The sequence below is a fragment of the Candidatus Pelagibacter sp. PS_16 genome (genome assembly GCF_059417965.1).
Genome location: NZ_CM182074.1, coordinates 683,691 through 706,200, shown reverse-complemented (window position 1 = coordinate 706,200; position 22,510 = coordinate 683,691). Strand labels below are relative to the sequence as shown.

General features: G+C 31.4%; 20 protein-coding genes and 5 tRNA genes. 16 read left to right on the top strand and 9 right to left on the bottom strand.

Going from position 1 to position 22,510, the window contains the following annotated elements:
- From purL to sfsA, 7 genes are read right to left on the bottom strand one after another with little or no spacing between them, the layout of a single operon-like run.
- Positions 1–2,193 (bottom strand): phosphoribosylformylglycinamidine synthase subunit PurL, encoded by a 2,193-nt coding sequence (gene purL, locus AC5SL0_RS03755; protein ID WP_494617842.1) that lies wholly within the window; start codon positions 2,191–2,193, stop codon positions 1–3.
- On the bottom strand, positions 2,193–2,876 hold the full coding sequence (purQ, locus tag AC5SL0_RS03750) for a phosphoribosylformylglycinamidine synthase I (protein ID WP_006996788.1): 684 nt from the start codon (positions 2,874–2,876) through the stop codon (positions 2,193–2,195). Before purQ ends, purL begins: the two co-directional genes overlap by 1 nt.
- 6 nt (positions 2,877–2,882) lie before the next feature.
- On the bottom strand, positions 2,883–3,125 hold the full coding sequence (gene purS, locus AC5SL0_RS03745) for a phosphoribosylformylglycinamidine synthase subunit PurS (RefSeq protein ID WP_006996789.1): 243 nt from the start codon (positions 3,123–3,125) through the stop codon (positions 2,883–2,885).
- Between the two features lies 1 nt (position 3,126).
- Complete coding sequence (gene purC / locus AC5SL0_RS03740) at positions 3,127–3,909, bottom strand: phosphoribosylaminoimidazolesuccinocarboxamide synthase (RefSeq protein WP_006996790.1); 783 nt, start codon at positions 3,907–3,909, stop codon at positions 3,127–3,129.
- Positions 3,909–5,201, bottom strand: coding sequence for an adenylosuccinate lyase (gene purB, locus AC5SL0_RS03735; protein WP_006996791.1), 1,293 nt, complete (start codon positions 5,199–5,201; stop codon positions 3,909–3,911). The genes purC and purB overlap by 1 nt, the downstream gene beginning before the upstream one ends.
- Before the next feature lie 3 nt (positions 5,202–5,204).
- Positions 5,205–5,975 (bottom strand): type I methionyl aminopeptidase, encoded by a 771-nt coding sequence (map, locus tag AC5SL0_RS03730; RefSeq protein ID WP_006996792.1) that lies wholly within the window; start codon positions 5,973–5,975, stop codon positions 5,205–5,207.
- Positions 5,968–6,666, bottom strand: coding sequence for a DNA/RNA nuclease SfsA (gene sfsA, locus AC5SL0_RS03725; protein ID WP_006996793.1), 699 nt, complete (start codon positions 6,664–6,666; stop codon positions 5,968–5,970). Before sfsA ends, map begins: the two co-directional genes overlap by 8 nt.
- A 21-nt stretch (positions 6,667–6,687) precedes the next feature.
- On the opposite strand from sfsA, the gene AC5SL0_RS03720 reads away from it, so the two are divergent.
- The 4 genes from AC5SL0_RS03720 (at position 6,688) to AC5SL0_RS03705 (ending at position 8,791) form a co-directional block, all read left to right on the top strand.
- Entirely contained in the window at positions 6,688–7,437 is a 750-nt protein-coding gene (locus tag AC5SL0_RS03720; RefSeq protein WP_006996794.1) for a competence/damage-inducible protein A, read from the top strand.
- Positions 7,438–7,441: 4 nt separating this feature from the next.
- Positions 7,442–7,843: a gamma-glutamylcyclotransferase family protein gene (locus AC5SL0_RS03715; protein WP_011282161.1), complete on the top strand. Its 402-nt coding sequence runs from the start codon at positions 7,442–7,444 to the stop codon at positions 7,841–7,843.
- A 79-nt stretch (positions 7,844–7,922) separates the two neighbouring features.
- Positions 7,923–8,007, top strand: a tRNA-Leu gene (locus AC5SL0_RS03710).
- A 4-nt stretch (positions 8,008–8,011) separates the two neighbouring features.
- Positions 8,012–8,791 carry an NAD kinase gene (locus AC5SL0_RS03705; RefSeq protein ID WP_006996796.1) on the top strand — a complete coding sequence of 260 codons (780 nt, stop codon included), beginning with the start codon at positions 8,012–8,014 and terminating at the stop codon, positions 8,789–8,791.
- A gap of 4 nt (positions 8,792–8,795) precedes the next feature.
- Here the strand turns inward: AC5SL0_RS03705 and AC5SL0_RS03700 are convergent.
- Positions 8,796–8,871, bottom strand: a tRNA-Thr gene (locus tag AC5SL0_RS03700).
- Between the two features lie 33 nt (positions 8,872–8,904).
- Entirely contained in the window at positions 8,905–9,648 is a 744-nt protein-coding gene (gene rlmB / locus AC5SL0_RS03695) for a 23S rRNA (guanosine(2251)-2'-O)-methyltransferase RlmB (RefSeq protein WP_006996797.1), read from the bottom strand.
- Between the two features lie 131 nt (positions 9,649–9,779).
- Here rlmB and AC5SL0_RS03690 point away from each other — a divergent pair.
- The 12 genes from AC5SL0_RS03690 to rpoC all read left to right on the top strand — a co-directional run bounded on the left by AC5SL0_RS03690 (position 9,780) and on the right by rpoC (position 22,379).
- Positions 9,780–9,865: transfer RNA gene (locus AC5SL0_RS03690), tRNA-Tyr, on the top strand.
- 46 nt (positions 9,866–9,911) lie between these two features.
- Positions 9,912–9,985 (top strand) — tRNA-Gly (locus AC5SL0_RS03685).
- A gap of 47 nt (positions 9,986–10,032) precedes the next feature.
- Entirely contained in the window at positions 10,033–11,223 is a 1,191-nt protein-coding gene (gene tuf / locus AC5SL0_RS03680; RefSeq protein WP_006996798.1) for an elongation factor Tu, read from the top strand.
- A 7-nt stretch (positions 11,224–11,230) separates the two neighbouring features.
- Positions 11,231–11,306, top strand: a tRNA-Trp gene (locus AC5SL0_RS03675).
- A 19-nt stretch (positions 11,307–11,325) separates the two neighbouring features.
- Positions 11,326–11,517, top strand: a complete 192-nt coding sequence (gene secE, locus AC5SL0_RS03670; protein WP_006996799.1) for a preprotein translocase subunit SecE — start codon at positions 11,326–11,328, stop codon at positions 11,515–11,517.
- A complete protein-coding gene (gene nusG, locus AC5SL0_RS03665) occupies positions 11,517–12,047 on the top strand; it encodes a transcription termination/antitermination protein NusG (protein WP_006996800.1) in 531 nt (176 codons plus the stop codon). Before secE ends, nusG begins: the two co-directional genes overlap by 1 nt.
- Positions 12,047–12,472, top strand: a complete 426-nt coding sequence (gene rplK / locus AC5SL0_RS03660) for a 50S ribosomal protein L11 (protein WP_006996801.1) — start codon at positions 12,047–12,049, stop codon at positions 12,470–12,472. Before nusG ends, rplK begins: the two co-directional genes overlap by 1 nt.
- Positions 12,472–13,161 carry a 50S ribosomal protein L1 gene (gene rplA, locus AC5SL0_RS03655; protein ID WP_494593970.1) on the top strand — a complete coding sequence of 230 codons (690 nt, stop codon included), beginning with the start codon at positions 12,472–12,474 and terminating at the stop codon, positions 13,159–13,161. Before rplK ends, rplA begins: the two co-directional genes overlap by 1 nt.
- A 5-nt stretch (positions 13,162–13,166) precedes the next feature.
- A complete protein-coding gene (rplJ, locus tag AC5SL0_RS03650; protein WP_006996803.1) occupies positions 13,167–13,667 on the top strand; it encodes a 50S ribosomal protein L10 in 501 nt (166 codons plus the stop codon).
- Positions 13,668–13,694: 27 nt separating this feature from the next.
- Positions 13,695–14,060 (top strand): 50S ribosomal protein L7/L12, encoded by a 366-nt coding sequence (rplL, locus tag AC5SL0_RS03645; RefSeq protein WP_006996804.1) that lies wholly within the window; start codon positions 13,695–13,697, stop codon positions 14,058–14,060.
- Between the two features lie 55 nt (positions 14,061–14,115).
- Entirely contained in the window at positions 14,116–18,207 is a 4,092-nt protein-coding gene (gene rpoB / locus AC5SL0_RS03640) for a DNA-directed RNA polymerase subunit beta (protein WP_494617839.1), read from the top strand.
- Positions 18,208–18,209: 2 nt separating this feature from the next.
- The gene (rpoC, locus tag AC5SL0_RS03635; protein WP_006996806.1) at positions 18,210–22,379 is read left to right on the top strand and encodes a DNA-directed RNA polymerase subunit beta'; all 4,170 of its coding nucleotides are present in this window, start codon (positions 18,210–18,212) and stop codon (positions 22,377–22,379) included.
- Positions 22,380–22,510: the final 131 nt, after the last annotated feature.

Here is a 22,510-nt window from a genome sequence, read left to right as displayed (position 1 = left end):
TTAATTTTCCATGTAGTTCGTTAACCAATTTGTATGTGATTTAATTAAATCGTCAATTGATACTTTTGTCTTGTCGTCAATTATTAAACTATCCTCATTTACTAACCCAAGTTCATCAAAATGTACTGAGTTTTCTTGAAGTATTTTAGTAGCATTTTCTAGATCATCTTTACTAATTTCAATAATGTATCTTCCTTGATCTTCACCAAATAAGTATTCAAATTGATTAATTAAGTAATTAGATTTTTTAAGAGTTGCACCTTTTTTACCTTTAATACACATTTTAGAAAGAGCAGTAATTATTCCACCTAAAGAAACATCGTGAGCAGATTTTATAAATTTTTTATCACTAAGCTTTAAAATTGTTTCACCATTATTTTTTTCATTAAAAAGATTAATTTCAGGAGGAGGTCCATTTTTTTCATTTAGAATATCTCTTGCAAATAAACTTTGATCCAAGTGACCTTCAGTTTTACCAATAACTAAAAGTATATTATCAGCTTCTTTTAAATCCATTGTAACCATGTTTTGGTAATCTTTAATTAAACCAACCCCCCCAATTGCTGGTGTAGGTTTAATCCCAATATCTTTAGTTTGGTTGTAAAATGAAACGTTTCCAGAAACTACTGGAAACTCTAAGTAAGCACTCGCTTCCCCTAAACCTTGAACACACTCAACAAACTCACCCATATTTTCTTCATTTTCAGGACTACCAAAATTTAAGCAATTAGTAATAGCAATTGGTTTAGCACCAACTGAAATTAAGTTTCTCCAGCTTTCACAAACAATTTGCTTTCCACCACTCAATGGATGAGCCCAACAATATACAGCAGATGAATCTACAGATGCAGCAACAGCTTTATTGGTACCATGAACTCTAACAACACCAGCATCTCCGCCAGGTTTTTGAATAGTATCACCCATAACGGTATGATCGTATTGTTGCCAAATCCACTCTTTGCTACAAACATTTGGATTAGATAATATTTTATTTAAAACATTTTTTACTTTTAAGGTTTTAAATTGTTCTTTATCAACTTTAATTCTTTTAGGTAATTTAGCTTTTTTCCATTTACGGTCATACATAGGTGAGTTCTCAACTAATGTGTTAACAGGAATATCTGCTACTTTTTCTTCATTAAAATAAAGTTCAATTTTTTTACTTTTTGTTGTTTGACCAATTACAGCAAAATCTAAATTCCATTTATCAAATATTTTTTTAGCCATTTCTTCTTTGCCATTTTCTAAAACAATAAGCATTCGCTCTTGGCTTTCTGATAACATAATTTCATAAGGTGACATGTTTGCCTCTCTACAAGGAACTTTACTTAAATTGATCTCAATTCCTAAATTTCCTTTTGAAGCCATTTCAATACTTGAAGAAGTTAATCCTGCAGCACCCATATCCTGAATAGCAATAATCGAATCTCCTGCCATTAATTCTAAACAAGCTTCTAATAATAGTTTTTCTGTAAAAGGATCACCAACTTGAACAGTCGGTTTTTTTTCTTCAATTTTATCATCAAATGAAGCTGATGCCATGCTTGCACCATGAATTCCATCTCGACCTGTTTTTGAACCAACATAGATCACAGGTTTCCCTAAACCTGCAGCTTTTGAATAAAAAATTTTATCTTTTTTTACATGACCTAGGGTCATAGCATTTACTAAAATATTACCATTATAAGATTCGTCAAAACTAGTTTGACCAGCAATTGTTGGAACCCCCATACAATTACCATATCCACCTATACCGTGAACAACTCCACGTAATAAATTCTTAGTTTTTTTATGCTGAGGTGAGCCAAAATGAATTGAGTTTAAATTAGCTATTGGTCTTGCTCCCATTGTAAAGACATCTCTCATAATTCCACCAACACCCGTTGCGGCACCTTGATAAGGTTCAATAAATGAAGGGTGATTATGACTTTCAATTTTAAATACTATTGCATCATCATCGCCAATATCAATAACACCAGCATTTTCACCAGGACCTTGAATTACGTTTTTTCCTTTAGTAGGTAAGTTTTTAAGATGAAATCTTGAAGATTTATAAGAACAATGCTCATTCCACATTGCTGAGAAAATACCAAGCTCAGTAATATTGGGAACTCTTTTTAACAAATCACAGATTTTTTTATATTCATCTTTTTTTAAACCATGATCAATTGCAAGCTGTTCGTTAACTATCATTATTTTAAATTATTAATTAAGTTTTGAAAAAAAATTGAACCATCTTCACCTGAAAGAGCAGGGTCTATCATTCTTTCTGGATGAGGCATCATTCCTAAAACATTTTTTTGTTTATTAAACACACCAGCTATATTTTGTAATGAACCATTTGGATTAGATTGTTCATTAACATTTCCGTTTTCATCTGAATAAAATAAAGCTATTTGGTTATTGTCATTAATTTCTTTAATTTGATCATTAGAGCAAAAGTAATTTCCCTCATTATGAGCTATATGAAACTCGTAGATGTTTTTTTTATCATCTTTAAAATAAGAGTTATCTTTATTGTTAGCTTTAACAAAAACATTTTTGCAAATAAATTCTAAATATTTATTTCTAAGCAGCACACCAGGCAGTAATCCAGATTCAACTAAAATTTGAAACCCATTACAAACTCCCATAACTTTACCACCCCCTTGAGCAAAGTTTAGAACCGATTTCATAATTTTTGATTTTGATGCCATACTTCCACATCTAAGGTAATCCCCGTATGAAAAACCACCTGGTAAAACTACTAAATCACTTTTTGGCAGCTCAACATCGTCATGCCAAACCATTTTGTTTTTAAAACCAAACTTCTTTAAAGCAACATCCATGTCTCTATCACAATTAGATCCAGGAAAGGTTATTACAGATGAATGCATTTTTTATTATTGTGATCCAATAATTTTAAAGTCTTCTATCACTAAGTTTGCTAAAAGTTTCTTACACATTTCTTCAACTTTTTTTTCAGCTTTTTTCTTATCGTCTTCTTTAGTGTCAATTTCAAAATATTTTCCTTGTCTTACTTCATTAATCCCTTCAAATCCCATACCGTCCAGGGTTTGATGGATAACTTTACCTTGAGGATCTAAAACATCTTTTTTAAGTGTTATAATTACAGATATTTTCATATTATTTTCTTTTTTTAACTGATCTTAACTTTGTAACATTAACAGCACTTAAATTTGATTGCTCATGCAATATACCAAGTCTTTTTGCAACTTCAGTATATGCAGGTATTAAATCACCCAAATCTTTACGAAATCTATCTTTATCTAGTTTTTTATCAGTAATACTGTCCCATAATCTGCAAGTGTCAGGACTAATCTCATCAGCCAGAATAACCTCATTTTTCCCATTTTCTTTAAGTCTTCCAAATTCAAGTTTGAAATCAATTAGTTTAATCCCAACTCCTCTAAACATTCCAATCATAAAATCATTAATTCTAAGAATCATTTTTTTAACTTTTTCTAATTCAGATTTTGTAGCCCAATCAAAAGCTAAAATATGCTCTTCAGCAATAAGTGGATCACCTAATTTATCATCTTTAAGGCAATACTCTAATAGTGGCTGTTTTAGAACTGTTCCATCCTCGATACCTAATCTTTTAGTAATAGAGCCTGTTGCAACATTACGAACAATGAATTCAATAGGTATAATTTCAACTAATTTGATAATTTGTTCTCTCATATTTAGTCTTTTTACTAAATGATTTTTAATCCCAATTTGAGTTAAGTTTGATAAAATATGTTCTGAAATTCTATTGTTTAAAACACCTTTGCCTTCAATTGTTGATTTTTTCAAATTATTAAAAGCAGTTGCATCATCTTTGAAATATTGAATAACCAAATTTTTATCAGATGTTGCGTAAATTATTTTAGCTTTACCTTCGTATAATTTTTTACCTTTTTTCATTATTTGAATACTCTTCTAAAAATTAAATCTACGTTTTTAAAATGCGATGAATAATTGAATATAGCCCTTAATCTTTTTGATGAAATTTTAGCCATTATGAATTTATCATCTGATATAACATCAAATAAATTTAGATTTTCTGCAAAACATTTTTTTGCATAATTTTGAACCATTTTGTAAGATTGTTCTCTACTTAAACCTGATTTTGTTAGCTCTAACATTACTTCTTGTGAAAAAATTAAACCTTTAGTTATATTTAAATTTTCAATCATTTTTTTTGGATAGACAATCATTTTATCTAAAATATTACTTAGTCTTGCTAAAGCAAAATCTAAGGTAATATTTGCGTCTGGACCAATATTTCTTTCAACACTTGAGTGAGAAATATCTCTTTCATGCCATAGTGCAATATTTTCAAGAGCAGGGATAACAGCACTTCGAACCATTCTAGCAAGTCCTGTTAAATTTTCACTTAAGATTGGATTTTTTTTATGAGGCATTGCAGAAGAACCTTTTTGATCCTTTGAAAAAAACTCTTGCACTTCATAAACTTCAGTTCTCTGTAAATGTCTAATCTCAACTGCAACTCTTTCAACTGATCCTGCAATAATTCCAAGAATTGAAAAATAAAAAGCATGCCTATCTCTTGGTATTACCTGTGTTGATATAGGCTCAACTTTTAATCCAAGTTTTTTTGCTACATGTTTTTCAACATTAGGATTAATATTTGCAAATGTGCCAACAGCACCAGAGATTGCGCATGTTGAAATTTCATCAATTGCATCAACTAATCTTTTTCTATTTCTCTTAAACTCCTCATAAAATGATGCTAATTTTAAACCAAAAGTTATAGGTTCAGCGTGAATTCCGTGACTTCTACCCATGCAAGGAGTGTATTTGTATTTTTTGGCTTGTTTCTTTAAAACTTTTAGAATTTGATCAATATCACTGAGTAGAATTTTACCTGATTGAACTAATTGAATATTTAAACTGGTATCCAAAACATCAGAAGAGGTCATACCTTGGTGAAGGTATCTTGCTTTAATCCCTGCTTTTTCAGTAATAGAGGTTAAAAATGCTATTACATCGTGCTTAACTTTACTCTCAATTTGATGAATTCTTTTAACGTTTATTTTAGCTTTTTTTCTAACAACTGATGCAACACCTTTAGGAATTTGACCTAATTTTTCCATGGCTTCTGCTGCTGCAACCTCTACATCGAGCCAAATTTGGTATTTGTTTTGTTCTGACCATATGTCAGTTAGTTGTTTTCTAGAATATCGTTCAATCATTAATTATAAGTAAGGGGGCTTAGAATAACCTTTAACAGATTCTGTAAAGATTTCATAACCATTTTCAGTAATACCTAGCGTATGCTCAAATTGTGCTGATAAAGATTTGTCTTTTGTAACTGCTGTCCAGCCATCTTTTAGCATCTTCACATCCCATTCACCGATATTTATCATAGGCTCAATTGTAAAAGTCATTCCAGGTCTAAGTTCCATCCCTGTATTTCTTCTTCCATAATGTAAAATATTAGGTGGTTCGTGGAATGTTGTGCTTATTCCATGACCACAAAAATCTCTAACAACTGAGTAGCCTTTTTTTTCAATAAAAGATTGTATTTCATATCCAATGTCACCTAATTTTAATCCTGGCTTTAATAAATTAATTGCTCTCATCATCGACTCGTATGTAGCATCAATTAAGTTATTAACTTTAACAGGAGTTTTTCCAATACAAAACATTCGACTTGTATCACCATAATGTTCATCAACTATAGCGGTTACATCAACATTTAAAGCATCACCTTCAACTAAAACTCTATCAGAAGGTATACCGTGACAGACAACATGATTTAAAGAAGTGCATAATGATTTTTTAAAACCTCTATAAAAAAGTGGAGCTGAGTAACCACCATTGTCCCTAATAAATTCATATCCTAATTTATCTACAAACTCTGTGGTTACACCTGGCTTAATATTATCTGTAAGCATATCAAGAGTTCTTGCTGCAAGATTTCCAGCAACTCTCATCTTTTCAAATTTTTCTAAATAATCAGGCATTAATAATTTTAATTTTTTTATCTATTTTAATTTCTTTTGAATTTATTTTACATTGATAAGCCAAAAAGTTAACTCCAGCTTTTTTTGCAAGTAAATAATTTTCATAATATTCTTTATCAATGTCTTTTGCTATTTTAAAATTATCCACACCCTCTATTTGGACTAAAAATAATAGATAGGATTTATAGCCCTTTTTAACCGCCTCTATAAGTGTTTTTAAATGCTTTGACCCTCTAGTGGTAACGGCATCTGGAAATTCTGCAGTTTTTTCTTCTCTGAATAAAGTAACATTTTTAACTTCTACAAATATTTTTTGTTTATTTTTTTCAACTAAAAAATCAAACCGTGTTTCTTTATCAAAAAATACCTCAGCCTTGATACTGTCATTGTTTGCAACTTCTTTAACTAGATTATTTACTAAACCATGGAAGGCAATTTTATTTGCAAAATGAGTATTAACACCAACTAAATTTTTTTTAACTTTAATTATTTCAAGGGTATATTTTAACTTTCTTTTTGGGTCATCATTTTTAGATACATAAACCATATTTCCTTCATCTAATAAGCCCTTCATAGATCCAGTATTAGGGCAATGTGCCGTAACAATTTCTTTGCCAATTTTAACGTCTGCAAAAAACCTCTTATAACGTTTGATCAGTTTGCCTTTTATTAAAGCTTTGGTAAATTCCATATTTAAATTGTATATTTAATAATGACCCAAAATACAAAATTTAATGCAGCAATACTTATTATAGGTAATGAGATCCTATCTGGAAGAACGCAAGACACTAATACCAGCACAATAGCACAATGGCTAAACTCAATTGGTGTAAAAGTTAATGAAGTTAGGGTTATTCCAGATATAGAAAATACAATTATTGAGACCGTTAATCATTTAAGAAAGGTTAATAATTATGTATTTACAACTGGTGGTATAGGACCAACTCATGATGATATTACTGCTCAGTCTATTTCTAAAGCATTTAATCTTGAGTATGAAATTCATAAAGAAGCTTTTAAAATATTAGAATCTTACTACAAAGTGGGTGAATTTAATGAAGGTCGACAAAAAATGGTATGGATGCCACGTAATGCTAATTTAATATTAAATCCAACAAGTGGTGCCCCGGGATTTTATATAGAAAACGTTTTTTGCTTACCGGGAGTTCCTTCAATTTTAAAATCAATGTTGGGTGGATTAAAAAACAAGATAGTAGGGGGAGATCCAATATTAAGCCATACAATAAGTTTAAAAACAGTTGAAAGTGAAATTGCAAACTCTTTAACCAATGTTCAAGATAACAATAAAGATGTTGAAATTGGAAGTTATCCATTTTTTCATGCAGGAAAATTAGGAGTATCAATAGTAATAAGATCTGAAGACCAACTTAAAATTGATAAGTGCAGTTCTGAAGTATTAGAGTTTGTTAATCTAAAAAAAATAGAAGTAGTTGTTAGATAGTTTAATGCTTTATTTTGCTTACGGAAGTAATCTTAATCATTTTCAAATGAAAAGAAGATGCAAGGACAGTGTCTTTTTAAAAAAAATTAATTTAACTAATTTTAAACTAACCTTTAGAAGCAAATATAGAGCTGCTGATATAGAACCTAAAAAAAACTCAATTGTTCCTGGTGCTTTATTTGAAATATCTAAAAGTGATGAAAAAAAATTAGATGTTTATGAAGATTATCCAGTTCTATATAAAAAATATTATTTTACTTATTATGGTAAAAAAGTAATGACCTATACCATGACTAAAAAAACTTTATTTGCATATCCAACAGAACGATATTTAAATGTTGTAAAGAGAGGTTATAAAGATTGTAATTTAGATAATCGTATTCTTAAAAAAGCATTAAAAGCTTAATTAAAATATTGATATGATTTGTTAACAAAAAGAAGTTGAGTTATAAATAAAAACAGTTAAACAAATGAAAATAGTACATGCCCTCGTGGTGAAATTGGTAGACACAACGGACTTAAAATCCGTGCCTTTTTGGAGTGCCAGTTCGAGTCTGGCCGAGGGCACCACTAAATGAGAGATAAAGTATATTTAGTATTTGATAAAACCAAAGTCTCTCTTAAGATTAAATCAATTCTTATTAAAAAAGTTAACATTACATCTTTAAGAAAATCCAACATAATAATTGTTCTAGGAGGAGATGGTTTCATGCTTCAAACTTTAAAAAAATTACATAAATATAAAAAACCTTTCTATGGAATTAATTCTGGAAACTATGGTTTTTTGATGAATAAGTTTTCTAATGAAAACTTTATTAAAAATTTGAATATCTCTAATAGTGTTAAAATTTATCCTCTACAAATGACTGTGACTAATAAAAAAAATCAAACAAAAAAATCAATAGCTATCAATGAGGTGTCAATATTAAGACAAAGTAAGCAAGCATCATCAATTTCGATTACTGCTAATAATAAAAATATTATTAAAAATCTAATCTCTGATGGCGTTTTAGTTTCAACACCTGCAGGTAGTACGGCTTATAATTTATCAGCACATGGACCAATTCTAAATTTAGATTCAAGAAAGCTAGCAGTAACTCCGATTAGTCCTTTTAGACCTAGAAGATGGAAGGGTACAATTATTAGTGATAAATCTAAAATTTTAATAAAAAATTTAGATACAAATAAAAGACCTATCAGCGCTGTTGCAGATAATTTTGAGGTTAGAAATGCAAAAACAATTAAAATTCAAGCCAATAAAAAAATTAGCTTTGAATTATTATATGATAAAAATAACAGTCTTCACAAAAAAATAAAGATTGAACAAACGCGTAAAGAAACTTCAAATAATTAAGTGATGGTGCCCCCGCACGGAGTCGAACCGCGGACCTATTGATTACAAATCAATTGCTCTACCAGCTGAGCTACAAGGGCATAAACGATTTCTATTAAGAAATCTTAGACTAATCAAGAATTTTTTTTCAAATAACTTAAATGATGAAACACAATCGCTGCACTATTTGAGATATTTAAGCTTTCTACATCCTTATTTATGTCAATCTTCACAAAAAAATCTGTGTACTTTCCAGTATGTTCTCTCATACCGAAACCTTCAGATCCAAATAAAAGAACATTCTTTCCTTCCCATTTAATTTCTGTAAAGTCTTTTTCTCCTCTTGCATCAAACCCATAAACCCAAAAATTCTTTTCTCTTAAATTTTTAAGTGTTGAATTTATGTTTGATACTTCAAAAATATTAATATGCTCCATGCATCCACTTGCGGCTTTATACATAAGCTTACTATCAGACGGGAATTGTCTTTCTTTAACTATTAATCCATCTATATGAAATGAAGAAGCACTTCTAATTAACGATCCAATATTTCTAGGATCTGTTACTTCATCTATGCAAACAAATGTTAATTCATTTTTTCCTTTTATAAATTCTTTTAAGTCGGGTTGATCGATATGCTCAACTTCTGCAATGTACCCACCGTGCATAATTTGATCTTTAGAGGTATACTTATCTAATTCTTTTTTTGATTTAAAATAGACTTTAACGTCTTCAAGGACATTCTTCTTTGGGTTTTTTCTATGAATATTTTTTTTACTTTCTTCTGTTAAAAAAACTTTTAAAACCTTTCTTTTTGGGTTTCTTAAAGCCTCAATTACAGCATGTTGACCAACGATTAAAAAAGATGATTTATTCATAAAATTATCTTTGTTTTATACGTATTTTCCTCCATTTTCACAGTAAATCTCGTGTTGCAATTGCATAATAAAAATATATAAAACGCATGTTGTTTGAAGCTTTATTGAGCAAGGGGACACTTCCCCAAAAAGGAGGGGTTCCAGAGCGGTCAAATGGGGCGGGCTGTAAACCCGTTGACTTCGGTCTTCGAAAGTTCGAATCTTTCCCCCTCCACCAATCAATAAAATTTTTTATAACAATGGAGTGTTATTCTTGATGTTGTGCGGGTGTAGTTCAATGGTAGAACGCTAGCCTTCCAAGCTGGATGTAAGAGTTCGATTCTCTTTACCCGCTCCAAGAAAAAAAGAAATTATTAATAAAACTAAAACTGAGGTAAAAACGTAATGTCAAAAGAAAAGTTCGTAAGAAATAAACCACACTGTAACATCGGTACAATTGGTCATGTCGACCATGGTAAGACAACATTAACAGCTGCTATCACAATTACATTAGCAGAACTTGGTGGAGGAAAAGCTGTTGCTTACGATCAGATTGATAAAGCCCCTGAAGAAAAAGAAAGAGGGATTACAATTTCAACTGCTCACGTTGAATATGAAACTGAAAAAAGACACTACGCACACGTTGATTGCCCAGGTCACGCTGACTATGTAAAAAACATGATTACCGGTGCAGCTCAAATGGATGGAGCTATCTTAGTGGTTAATGCTGCTGATGGTCCTATGCCTCAAACTAGAGAACACATTCTTTTAGGAAGACAAGTTGGTATTCCTGCAATTGTTGTTTACTTAAATAAAGTAGATCAAGTTGATGATAAAGATATGATTGAACTTGTTGAAGAAGAAATTAGAGAACTTTTAACTTCATACAAATATCCAGGTGATAAAACTCCTATCGTTAAAGGATCTGCATTAGCTGCTGTTGAAGGTAGAGATGAAGAAATTGGAAAAAATTCTATTATAGAATTAATGAAAGCTGTTGATGAATTTATTCCTCAACCAACTAGAGATATTGACAAACCTTTCCTAATGCCTGTTGAGGATGTTTTCTCAATTTCAGGTAGAGGAACTGTTGCAACTGGAAGAATTGAATCTGGTGTTATTAAAACTGGTGAAGAAGTTGAAATTGTAGGGGTTACTGCAACTAAAAAATCAGTTTGTACTGGTGTTGAAATGTTCAGAAAACTTTTAGATTCTGGTGAAGCAGGGGATAACGTTGGTATACTATTAAGAGGTGTTGAACGTGATGACATTCAAAGAGGACAAGTTCTTTGTAAACCTGCTTCAATTACACCACACACTAAATTTGAAGCTCAGGCCTATGTACTTAAAAAAGATGAGGGTGGAAGACACACTCCTTTCTTTACTAAATACAGACCTCAGTTTTACTTTAGAACAACTGATGTAACTGGAGAAGTTACATTACCAGCTGGAACTGAAATGGTTATGCCTGGTGATGACGCTAAATTCACTGTTACATTAATTACTCCAATTGCGATGAGCGAAAAATTAAACTTTGCTATTCGTGAAGGTGGTAGAACAGTTGGAGCTGGAGTAGTAACTAAAATTATAGAGTAAACTCTATAGGAGTGTAGCTCAATTGGTAGAGTGCCGGTCTCCAAAACCGGAGGTTGAGGGTTCGATTCCCTCCGCTCCTGCCAATAAGCTAAACAGTATATTATGAAAAACCCGATAAAATTTATCCAAGAAGTTAAACAAGAAGCCTTTAAAGTTTCTTGGCCTACCGGAAAAGAGACAATGCAAGGTGCATTAATGGTATTTGCTATGGCAGTTATTATGTCTCTTTTCTTTTTGCTTCTTGATCAAGTACTTAAATTTTTATTGGAAGCTTTACTAAAGGTAAGTATTTAATGAAAAATTGGTATATTGTTCAATCACACTCAAATTTTGAGAATAAAGTTGCTGGATTAATTAAGGAAGAAGCTGAAAAAGCAAAAATTTCTGACAAAATTGAAGAAATTGTTGTTCCAACACACGATGTAACAGAAGTAAAAAGAGGAAAGAGAATTCAGAGAAAAAAGAAATACTTTCCTGGTTATGTTTTGATTAAAAGTGAAATGGATAATGATCTTTATCATTTAATTAAAAACTTAAAGCGTGTGAGTGGGTTTTTAGGTTCAAAGGGCATTCCTGTTCCTGTTTCAGATAAAGAAATAGAAAAGATTTTAGGACAAATAAAAGATGGTGTAGCTCAGCCAAAATCTGGTATAGAATACAGCATTGGTGAAAAAGTTCAGGTCGTTGACGGTCCTTTTGCATCATTCAGCGGTATGGTTGAAGATATAGATGAAGAGAAATCAAGACTTAAGGTTTCAGTTTCAATATTTGGAAGACCAACACCAGTTGATTTAGAGTATAACCAAGTAGAGAAAGCAAGTTAATGGCAAAAGAAATTAGTGGATATATAAAGTTACAAATTATGGGTGGCCAAGCAAATCCAGCACCCCCAGTTGGTCCTGCGTTAGGTCAACGTGGAATTAATATAATGGAATTTTGTAAAGCTTTTAACGATAAAACAAAAGCATTTGCTGGAAAACCAATTCCAGTAGTTATTACTGTATATAAAGATAAAAAATTTGATTTTGAAATTAAATCACCGCCAGCATCACATTTTATTAAGGAAGCTGCTAAACTTAAAGGTGGATCTAAAGAACCAGGCAGAAGTATCGCTGGATCAATTACAAAAAAACAAGCAGAAGAAATTGCAACCCAAAAAATGAAAGATCTTAATGCTCACGATCTTGAGCAAGCAGTAAAAATTATTGCAGGATCAGCAAGATCAATGGGGATAGAGGTTAAAGACTAATGCCATCAAAAAGATTTAAACAATTACCTGAAAAAACAAAAGATTTAACTGCTGATGTTATTGAAAATTTATTAGCGACTGTTAAAAAAAATTGTACTACAAAATTTGATGAATCAATTGACTTAAGCTTTCAAGTAAACAACAAACAAAAAAAAGGTGAAGTAAATATTAGAACTGTAGTTAACTTACCTGGTGGAACAGGTAAAAAAGTAAAAGTAGCTGTTGTTTGTGAGGATACAAAAGCTAAAGAAGCCAAAGATGCTGGTGCTGATGTAGTTGGTAGCGATGAATTTATAGATAAAATTAAAGCAGGTGAACTTAATTTTGAAAAATTAATCTGTACACCAGGTATGATGGTTAAATTATCTAAGCTTGGAAAAGTTTTAGGACCAAAAGGATTAATGCCTAACCCTAAATTAGGATCAGTTTCAGAGGATATTAAGCAAGCTGTAACAAATGCTAAATCTGGACAAGCAGAAATTAGAAACGATAAAGATGGAAATATTGGTGTAAGTATAGGTAAGAAATCTTTTCATGATGATCAATTACTTAAAAATTTTCATGCTATTTTAGATACTTTAGAAAAAGAAAAAGGAAACCTAACTTTAAAAGGTGATTTAATAAAAAATACTTTTATAACGTCAAGCATGGGTGTTTCGTATAAAGTTAAATTAGGAAAAGCTATATAGTTATGATGAACAAGGAACAAAAAAAGAATTACATTAGTGAAATGGAAACACAGTTTCAGAATAATGAAGCTGTAATGGTAACTCACTACCAAGGACTTACAATGTCTCAACTTGATGAACTTAGAGCGCAAATGAGAGAACATGGCATTAAGTTCACTATAACAAAAAATAGAATTACAAAAATTGCACTAGAAAAAACTAAGTGTAAGGAGCTATCAAATTTATTTACAGGCGCTACTGCAGTTGCTTTTTCTAATGACGCGATAATATCAGCTAGAATTTTATCTAAATTTGCCAAAACAAACGAAAGTTTGAAACTTTTAGGTGGAATTATGGGTAATGAGGTATTAGACCAAGCTGCAGTTCAAAATGTAGCAAATTTACCAACACTTGATGAAGCAAGAGCTAACCTTGTGGGAATTTTGGCTACACCAGCATCAAAATTAGTAAGTATTTTACTTGCACGATCCGAAAAAATGAGTAGTTTGAGCCCAGAAAATTCTTAAAAAACAACCTAAAGAGTAAAAAAAAATATGCCTGATCTAAATAAAATTATTGAAGACTTATCAAGTTTAACTGTTGTTGAAGCAGCTGAACTTTCAAAACAGCTTGAAGAAAAGTGGGGTGTTACAGCTATGGCTGCAGCAGCACCAGCAGCAGCAGCAGGTGGAGCAGCTGAAGAAGCAAAAGATGATTTTACAATCATGTTAATTTCTGCAGGTGATAAAAAAATTAATGTTATTAAAGAAGTTAGAGCAGCAACATCTTTAGGTCTTAAAGAAGCAAAAGATTTAGTTGAGGGTGCACCAAAAGAAGTTAAGTCTGGTGTAAACAAAAAAGATGCTGAAGAGATCAAGGCTAAGTTGGAAGCAGCTGGCGCAAAAGTAGAACTTAAATAAATTAATTAGAAAGATTTCATAACTGGTTAATTTATTAATCAGTGATTAGTAATAAATGCAATTATCTTTTACTCAAAAGAAAAATGTAAGAAAAAGCTTTGGAAAGCTTGCGGAAACATTATCTATTCCAAATTTAATTGAAGTTCAAAAAAATTCATACAAACAACTTACTGATTTTGACAGTGAAGCTGGAGATTTATCAAAAGGATTTGATAGAGTTTTTAAAAGTATTTTTCCGATAGAAGATTTAAATGATAAAGCCACATTAGAATACGTTTCTTATAGACTTGAAAAACCAAAATTTGATACTGAAGAATGTATTCAAAGAGGATTATCTTTTACGTCAGCACTAAAATGTACTTTAAGATTGGTTGTTTACGAAATTGACCAAGAAAACAATACTAAAGATATTTTATCTGCCAAAGAGCAGGAAGTTTATATGGGTGAAGTGCCTATGATGACTGATAGTGGAACTTTTATAACAAACGGTGTTCAAAGAGTTGTTGTAAACCAAATGCATAGAAGTCCCGGTGTTTTCTTTGATCATGATAAAGGCAAATCACATGCAAGTGGTAAACTATTATTTAATTGCAGAGTTATTCCTAACAGAGGATCTTGGTTAGATTTAGAATACGATGTTAAAGATTTTTTATATTTTAAGATTGATAGAAAGAAAAAAATATTTGCTTCAACTCTTTTGATGGCTTTAGGTTTAACTAAATCAGAAATTGCTGATGAGTTTTATGATAAAGACACTTATTCATTTGATGCAAAAACAGGAAAATGGAAAACAAAATTTAATCCTGAAAATTACAAAGCAAAAAATTTTTCTGAAGAAGTTACTGATGCTAAAACAGGAGATGTTGTAATTAAACTTGGTGATAAAATTAATTTTTTAACTGCTAAAAAGTTAGCTTCAGATGGGCTTAAAGACATTCTAGTATCTCAAGAGTCTTTAATTGGAAAATATTTACATAATGAAGTTAAAGTTAGTGATGATGAAGAAGAAGGTACTTTTGGAATAGGTACAGAATTAAATGACACTATTATTAAGCAAATTTTAGAGGCTAATATTAGCTCAATTGAAATTTCTATTACTAATTCTATTAATAAAGGACCTTATTTATTAACAACAATATTAAATGATAAAAATAATTCAAAAAATGATGCAATTACTGAAATTTACAAGGTTTTAAGACCAGGTGAACCGCCAACAGTTGAGATTGCTACACAGATATTTAACAACTTGTTCTTTAGTTCAGACAGATATGATCTTTCTGATGTTGGTAGAGTTAAGATGAACTCGAGACTTAACCTTGAGTGTTCTGATAAAATTACAATTTTAAGAAATGACGACATAATTGCTATCGTTCATAAAATGTTAGATTTACGAGATGGTAAAGATGAAGTTGATGATATTGATCATTTGGGCAACAGAAGAGTAAGATCTGTTGGTGAACTTGTTGAAAACCAAGCGCGTATTGGTGTTTACAGAATGGAAAGAGCGATTAAAGAAAAAATGACAACTCTTGATATTGAATCAGCAATGCCACAAGATTTGATTAACGCAAAACCATTAACAGTTTCTCTTAAAGATTTTTTTGTAAGTTCACAACTTTCTCAATTTATGGATCAAACAAATCCATTATCAGAAATTACACATAAAAGAAGAGTTTCAGCTTTAGGACCAGGTGGGTTAACTAGAGAAAGAGCTGGATTTGAAGTACGTGACGTTCACCCAACTCACTACGGAAGAATTTGTCCAATTGAAACGCCTGAAGGACCGAATATTGGTTTGATTAATAGCTTATCTACTTATGCTAAGATTAATAAATATGGTTTCATTGAAAGTCCTTATAAAAAAGTTCTAAACGGTGTAGTTCAAGATAAAGTTGAATATCTTTCAGCAATGGAAGAAACAAAATATACAATTGCTCAAGCTAATGCAAAAATAGATAAATCTGGAAAAATTTTAGAAGAACTTGTTCCTTGTAGAGAAAATTTAAACTTCGTTTTGTCAAATCCAAGTAAAATTGATTATATTGATGTTTCACCTAAACAATTAGTTTCTGTTGCAGCCTCTCTAATCCCTTTCTTAGAAAATGATGATGCGAACAGAGCTCTAATGGGATCTAACATGATGAGACAAGCGGTTCCTTTATTAAAACCAGAGTCTCCTTTAGTTGGTACTGGAATTGAAAGTGATGTTGCTCTTGATTCAGGTGTAACTATTGTTGCTAGTCGTGATGGTACAGTAGATAAAATTGATGGAAAAAGAATTGTAATCAAAGCAACTGAAGAAACAGATTTCACTAAATCAGGTGTGGATATTTATAACCTGCAAAAATTTAAAAGATCAAACCAAAATACATGTATTAATCAAAAACCACTTGTTAGAGTAGGTGATAAAGTTAAATCAGGAGATATTATTGCTGACGGACCATCTACTAAACTAGGTGAGTTAGCACTCGGAAAAAATGTGACAGTAGCATTTATGCCTTGGCAAGGTTACAATTTTGAGGATTCTATTTTAATATCAGAAAGATGTGTCACGGATGATGTATTTACATCAGTTCATATTGTTGAATATGAAGTTATGGCTAGAGATACAAAATTGGGTGAAGAAGAAATCACTAGAGATATTCCAAATGTAAATGAAGAAGCCCTAAAAAACCTTGATGAATCTGGAATTGTTTATATAGGCGCTGAAGTAAAAGCTGGCGATATATTAGTTGGTAAAGTTACACCTAAAGGAGATTCAGCATCTGGACCTGAGGAAAAATTATTAAGATCTATTTTTGGTGAAAAAGCAATCGATGTAACTGATACATCATTAAAAATGTCTCGAGGAAGCAGTGGAACGGTTGTTGATGTAAGAGTATTTAATAGACATGGTATAGAAAAAGATGAAAGATCTATTACAATTGAAAGAGCAGAAATTGATACTGTTCAACAAGACAAAATTGTAGAGGAAGAAATTCTAGAAAGAAGCATAAAACAAAGAGCTAATCAAATTTTATCAGGAGCTTCTTTATCTAAAAAAATAAAAGATTTAGACGAGGGCACCAAACTTGATCTTGAGACAATTAATAAAATTAATATTAACGATGTATTCAAAATAACAGTAGGCAATGTTAATGATGAAGCGAGTATTGCTCAATTAAAAGATCAATACAATCAAGCAAAACAAGATATTCAAGAAAGATTTGAAGATAAGGTTTTAAAAATTAGAAGTGGTGACGATTTATTACCAAGTGTTATGAAAATGGTAAAAGTTTTCGTTGCGATTAAAAGGAGATTAAGACCAGGTGATAAAATGTCAGGTAGACACGGAAACAAAGGTGTAGTCAGTAAAATTGTACCTGTTGAAGATATGCCTTATAGAGAAGATGGCAGACCTGTTGACATTGTATTGAATCCACTTGGAGTTCCAAGTCGTATGAACGTAGGTCAAATCCTAGAGACTCACCTTGGTTGGGCTTGTAAAGAATTTGGTGAAGAAGTTAAAAGATTAGTTAATGAAAATAATAAAAAATTTGAAAAAACTGAAAAAATTTCATCATTCCTAAAATCTGTTTATGGTAATGAAGTGTTTGATGGAGGAATTGACAAATTAAACAAAACCGAATTTTCAGATTTATGTGAAAACTTACAAAATGGTATAGCTATTTCAACTCCAGTATTTGATGGAGCTAAAGAAAAAGATGTTTCTGAAATGCTTGAATTAGCAAAATTACCTACTTCAGGTCAAACTAACTTATGGGATGGCAGAACAGGTGAAATGTTTGATAGACCTGTAACCGTTGGTATTATTTATATGCTTAAACTGCATCACTTGGTTGAGGATAAAATTCATGCAAGATCTACTGGCCCTTATAGTCTTGTTACACAGCAGCCATTGGGTGGTAAAGCACAACTTGGTGGACAAAGATTTGGTGAAATGGAAGTGTGGGCTCTTGAAGCATATGGAGCTTCGTACACATTACAAGAAATTTTAACAGTTAAGTCAGATGATGTTGCTGGAAGAGTTAAAGTTTACGAAACAATTGTTAAAGGTGAAGAGAATTTTGAGTCTGGTATTCCAGAGTCATTCAATGTTCTAGTTAAAGAAATTAAATCATTAGCACTAAACATAGAGTTAAATTAAATATGAAAAAAGAATTAACAGATTTATTTAAAAATAGTGAAGTTTCTGAAGCACAAAATTTTAATAGTATTAAAATAACTTTAGCTAGCCCTGAAAAAATTAAATCTTGGACATATGGTGAAATTAAAAAACCTGAAACTATTAACTATAGAACTTTCAGACCAGAAAAAGATGGTTTGTTTTGTGCTCGAATTTTTGGTCCTATAAAAGATTACGAATGTTTGTGCGGTAAGTACAAGCGTATGAAGTTTAGAGGAATTATTTGTGAGAAATGTGGAGTTGAAGTTACAAAATCCAATGTAAGAAGAGAGAGAATGGGTCACATAAACCTTGCTACTCCCGTTGCACACATTTGGTTTTTAAAATCTTTACCTAGTAGAATTTCATTAGCCGTTGATATGAAGTTAAAAGAAGTTGAAAGAGTTCTCTATTTCGAAAACTTCATAGTTATTGAGCCTGGTTTAACTGGTCTTCAAAAAAATCAATTACTTAACGAAGAAGAATTAGCAAAATACCAAGACGAGTTTGGTGAAGAATCATTTGAAGCTGGTATTGGAGCTGAAGCAATTTTATCTATTCTTAAATCAATGGATCTTGAGCTTGAAAGAAAGCTTTTAATTAATACAATTAAAGAAACAAAATCAAAAGTTAATGAAGAAAGATCAATTAAAAGACTTAAATTGATTGAGTCATTTATTGAAACTGGTCAAAAGCCAGAATGGATGATTTTAACTGTAATACCAGTTATACCACCTGAATTAAGACCTTTAGTTCCATTAGATGGTGGAAGATTTGCTACATCAGATCTTAATGATCTTTATAGAAGAGTTATAAACAGAAATAATCGTCTTAAGAGATTAATGGATTTAAAAGCTCCAGATATCATTGTTAGAAATGAGAAAAGAATGCTTCAAGAATCTGTTGATGCATTATTTGATAATGGTCGTAGAGGAAGAGTAATTACCGGAACTGGTAAACGTCCACTTAAATCTTTAGCGGAGATGCTTAAAGGTAAACAGGGTAGATTTAGACAAAACTTACTAGGAAAAAGAGTAGATTATTCAGGAAGATCTGTAATCGTTGTAGGGCCAGACCTTAAATTACATGAATGTGGTTTACCTAAGAAGATGGCTTTAGAATTATTCAAACCATTCTTGTATGCTAGATTAAATAAACTAGGATTAGCTTCTACAATCAAACAAGCAAAAAAATTGGTAGAAAAAGAAACTAATGCTGTTTGGGATGCATTAGAACTTATTGTAAGAGAACACCCAGTTTTATTAAACCGTGCACCAACACTTCACAGACTTGGAGTTCAAGCTTTTGAACCTAAGTTAATTGAAGGAGATGCAATTGAACTTCATCCTTTATGTTGTGCGGCCTTTAATGCTGACTTTGATGGTGACCAAATGGCAGTTCACGTACCTCTAAGTTTAGAAGCTCAACTAGAAGCAAGAATTTTAATGCTATCAACAAATAACATTTTAAGTCCATCAAACGGTAAACCTATAATAGTACCGAGTCAGGATATGATCTTAGGTCTTTACTATTTATCTCAAGCGCCTTTTCAAACTGAAAAACCAGATGGTTACTTCATAAATAATGATGAAATTGAACATGCACTATCTACAGGTCAAATAAAAGTTCACTCTACTATTGTTTCTAGATTTGAAACATTAGATGAGAAGGGCAACAAAAGAGTTGAAAAACACACTACGACTGCTGGAAGATTCTTATTAGCTAATTTACTTCCAAAACATAAAGATATTACTTTTTCAATGATTGATAGATTGCTTCCTAAAAAAACTGTTTCAGAGATTATTGATAGTGTTTTTAGATTTTGTGGTCAGAAAACTACAGTTATATTTTGTGATCATTTAAAAGATTTAGGTTTCAAACACGCATTTAAAGCTGGTATTTCTTTTGGTAAAGATGATTTGGTTATTCCTGTAAATAAAGGACAACTAATTGAAGATACTAAAAAATTAATTGCAGATTATGAAAATCAATATTCAGAAGGTTTAATTACTAGAGGTGAAAAATATAACAAAGTTGTTGATGCTTGGTCAAAATGTACAGATAAAGTTGCTGGTGAAATGATGAGAGGTATTTCAGCCACTGAAAGTACTCCTGATGGCATGAAAATTAACTCAGTATTTATGATGGCAGATAGTGGAGCCAGAGGTTCAGCTGCACAAATGAAACAGTTGGCTGGTATGAGAGGTCTTATTGCAAAACCATCTGGAGAAATTATCGAAACACCAATTATTTCTAATTTCAAAGAAGGTTTAACAGCCCTAGAATATTTTAACTCAACACACGGAGCCAGAAAAGGTTTAGCTGATACAGCCCTTAAAACTGCAAGCTCGGGTTATTTAACAAGAAGACTTTGTGACGTAGCTCAAGATCTTACTATATCTAAAATTAAGTGTGATAATCCAGGGTTTATTGAATTAGCAGAAATTTTGGAAGGTGGAAATGTTGTTGTTAGTTTATCAGAAAGAGCGCTTGGAAGAGTTACAGCTTTCGATGTAAAAAATCCAATTACTGGTGAAGTAGTTATTAAAAAAGAAACAATGATTGATGAAGCTGGTTGCGATAAAATTGATGCAGCTGGTGTTAAATTTATCAAAGCTTATTCAGTTATGACTTGTAGCTCTAAACTTGGTGTTTGTGCTACTTGTTATGGAAGAGATTTATCTAGAGGAAAAATGGTTCATGTAGGTGAAGCTATAGGTATGATTTCAGCACAATCAATTGGTGAACCAGGTACGCAATTAACAATGAGAACCTTCCACGTTGGTGGTACTGCTTCTGTTAAACAAGAGTCTCAGATCGTAACAAAAACAGCTGGAACTTTAAAAATTATAAATTCTAACTTATTAGAAGATTCTAAGAAAAATTTAATTGTAATGGGAAGAAACACTCAATTATCAATTGAAGATAATAATGGAGTTCAAGTTGCTGTTTATAAGGTTGCTTACGGCTCAAAATTATTTTTCCAGAATGGTGATAAAGTTAAAGCAAATGAAAAAATTTGTGAATGGGATCCTTATACAACTCCAGTTATCGCAGAGAAAAGTGGTATAGCTGGTTATGTAGATTTAATTGATGGTGTTTCAATTCAAGAAACAACCGATGATGCAACAGGAATTTCATCTAAATCTGTTATTGATTGGAGAGCTCAATCTAAAAATACTGATTTAAAACCAAGAATTACTTTAAGAGATGATAAAGGTAATGTTATTAAAAAAGCTGATGATAATGAAGCCAGATATTATTTAGTTCCAGACTCAATTCTTTCAGTGAAAGATGGTCAAAAAATATTTGCTGGTGACATAATAGCTAGACTTCCGAAGGAAACTACTAAAACAAAAGATATTACTGGAGGATTGCCTCGTGTTGCAGAATTATTTGAAGCTAGAAAAGCAAAAGATAGCGCAATAATTGCAGAAAATGATGGCCAAGTTTTATTTGGTAAAGAAGTTAGAGGAAAACAAAGAATTTCCATACAACCAGATAATGGTGAACCTTCAAATTATCTAATTCCAAAAGGTAAACATATTAATTTTAACCAAGGTGAAAAAATAAAAAAAGGTGAGTATCTTTTAGATGGACAACCGTTGCCACATGATATTTTAAGAATACTTGGTATAAAAGATTTAACAGAATACTTTGTTAACCAAGTACAAGAAGTTTATAGGTTACAAGGTGTAATTATTAACGACAAACATATCGAAACGATATTAAGACAAATGCTTAAAAAAGTTGAAATCAAAGAGTCTGGCGACTCGTCTTACTTACCAGGTGAAATGATAGACAGAATTAAGTTTGATAATACAAATGAAAAACTAGTTGCTGAAGGAAAGAATCCAGCATCTGGTGAAAGAGTTTTAATGGGCATTACTAAAGCTTCACTTCAAACTGAGTCATTTATTTCTGCTGCTTCATTCCAAGAAACTACTAGAGTTTTAACTGATGCTGCGATTAAAGGTAAAGTCGATCCATTAAATGGCTTAAAAGAGAACGTTATTGTAGGTAGATTAGTTCCAGCTGGAACAGGTCACATTAAGAACAAATGGAATAAGAATGCCATTGATGCCGATAATAAATTCTTAGCTGAGCAAGAGAAAATTGAGCCTTTAGAGACTACAGAAACTCCAGCAAATTAATAAAAAAAACACGTTTAACTTGTAGTTTTAGTTTGACAATCAGAGATTTAATAGTATTTTGACGCTGTTTTTGGTTGGAATGTAGTACCTACTTTACGGAACTAAACGCTGCCACAAAATAACCTGTCAGT

Bases quoted from the DNA above. Each gene is read 5' to 3' on its own strand.
- purL (WP_494617842.1), bottom strand. From the start codon at position 2,193: ATGATAGTTAACGAACAGCTTGCAATTGATCATGGTTTAAAAAAAGAT.
- purQ (WP_006996788.1), bottom strand. From the start codon at position 2,876: ATGCATTCATCTGTAATAACCTTTCCTGGATCTAATTGTGATAGAGAC.
- purS (WP_006996789.1), bottom strand. From the start codon at position 3,125: ATGAAAATATCTGTAATTATAACACTTAAAAAAGATGTTTTAGATCCT.
- purC (WP_006996790.1), bottom strand. From the start codon at position 3,909: ATGAAAAAAGGTAAAAAATTATACGAAGGTAAAGCTAAAATAATTTAC.
- purB (WP_006996791.1), bottom strand. From the start codon at position 5,201: ATGATTGAACGATATTCTAGAAAACAACTAACTGACATATGGTCAGAA.
- map (WP_006996792.1), bottom strand. From the start codon at position 5,975: ATGCCTGATTATTTAGAAAAATTTGAAAAGATGAGAGTTGCTGGAAAT.
- sfsA (WP_006996793.1), bottom strand. From the start codon at position 6,666: ATGGAATTTACCAAAGCTTTAATAAAAGGCAAACTGATCAAACGTTAT.
- AC5SL0_RS03720 (WP_006996794.1), top strand. From the start codon at position 6,688: ATGACCCAAAATACAAAATTTAATGCAGCAATACTTATTATAGGTAAT.
- AC5SL0_RS03715 (WP_011282161.1), top strand. From the start codon at position 7,442: ATGCTTTATTTTGCTTACGGAAGTAATCTTAATCATTTTCAAATGAAA.
- AC5SL0_RS03705 (WP_006996796.1), top strand. From the start codon at position 8,012: ATGAGAGATAAAGTATATTTAGTATTTGATAAAACCAAAGTCTCTCTT.
- rlmB (WP_006996797.1), bottom strand. From the start codon at position 9,648: ATGAATAAATCATCTTTTTTAATCGTTGGTCAACATGCTGTAATTGAG.
- tuf (WP_006996798.1), top strand. From the start codon at position 10,033: ATGTCAAAAGAAAAGTTCGTAAGAAATAAACCACACTGTAACATCGGT.
- secE (WP_006996799.1), top strand. From the start codon at position 11,326: ATGAAAAACCCGATAAAATTTATCCAAGAAGTTAAACAAGAAGCCTTT.
- nusG (WP_006996800.1), top strand. From the start codon at position 11,517: ATGAAAAATTGGTATATTGTTCAATCACACTCAAATTTTGAGAATAAA.
- rplK (WP_006996801.1), top strand. From the start codon at position 12,047: ATGGCAAAAGAAATTAGTGGATATATAAAGTTACAAATTATGGGTGGC.
- rplA (WP_494593970.1), top strand. From the start codon at position 12,472: ATGCCATCAAAAAGATTTAAACAATTACCTGAAAAAACAAAAGATTTA.
- rplJ (WP_006996803.1), top strand. From the start codon at position 13,167: ATGAACAAGGAACAAAAAAAGAATTACATTAGTGAAATGGAAACACAG.
- rplL (WP_006996804.1), top strand. From the start codon at position 13,695: ATGCCTGATCTAAATAAAATTATTGAAGACTTATCAAGTTTAACTGTT.
- rpoB (WP_494617839.1), top strand. From the start codon at position 14,116: ATGCAATTATCTTTTACTCAAAAGAAAAATGTAAGAAAAAGCTTTGGA.
- rpoC (WP_006996806.1), top strand. From the start codon at position 18,210: ATGAAAAAAGAATTAACAGATTTATTTAAAAATAGTGAAGTTTCTGAA.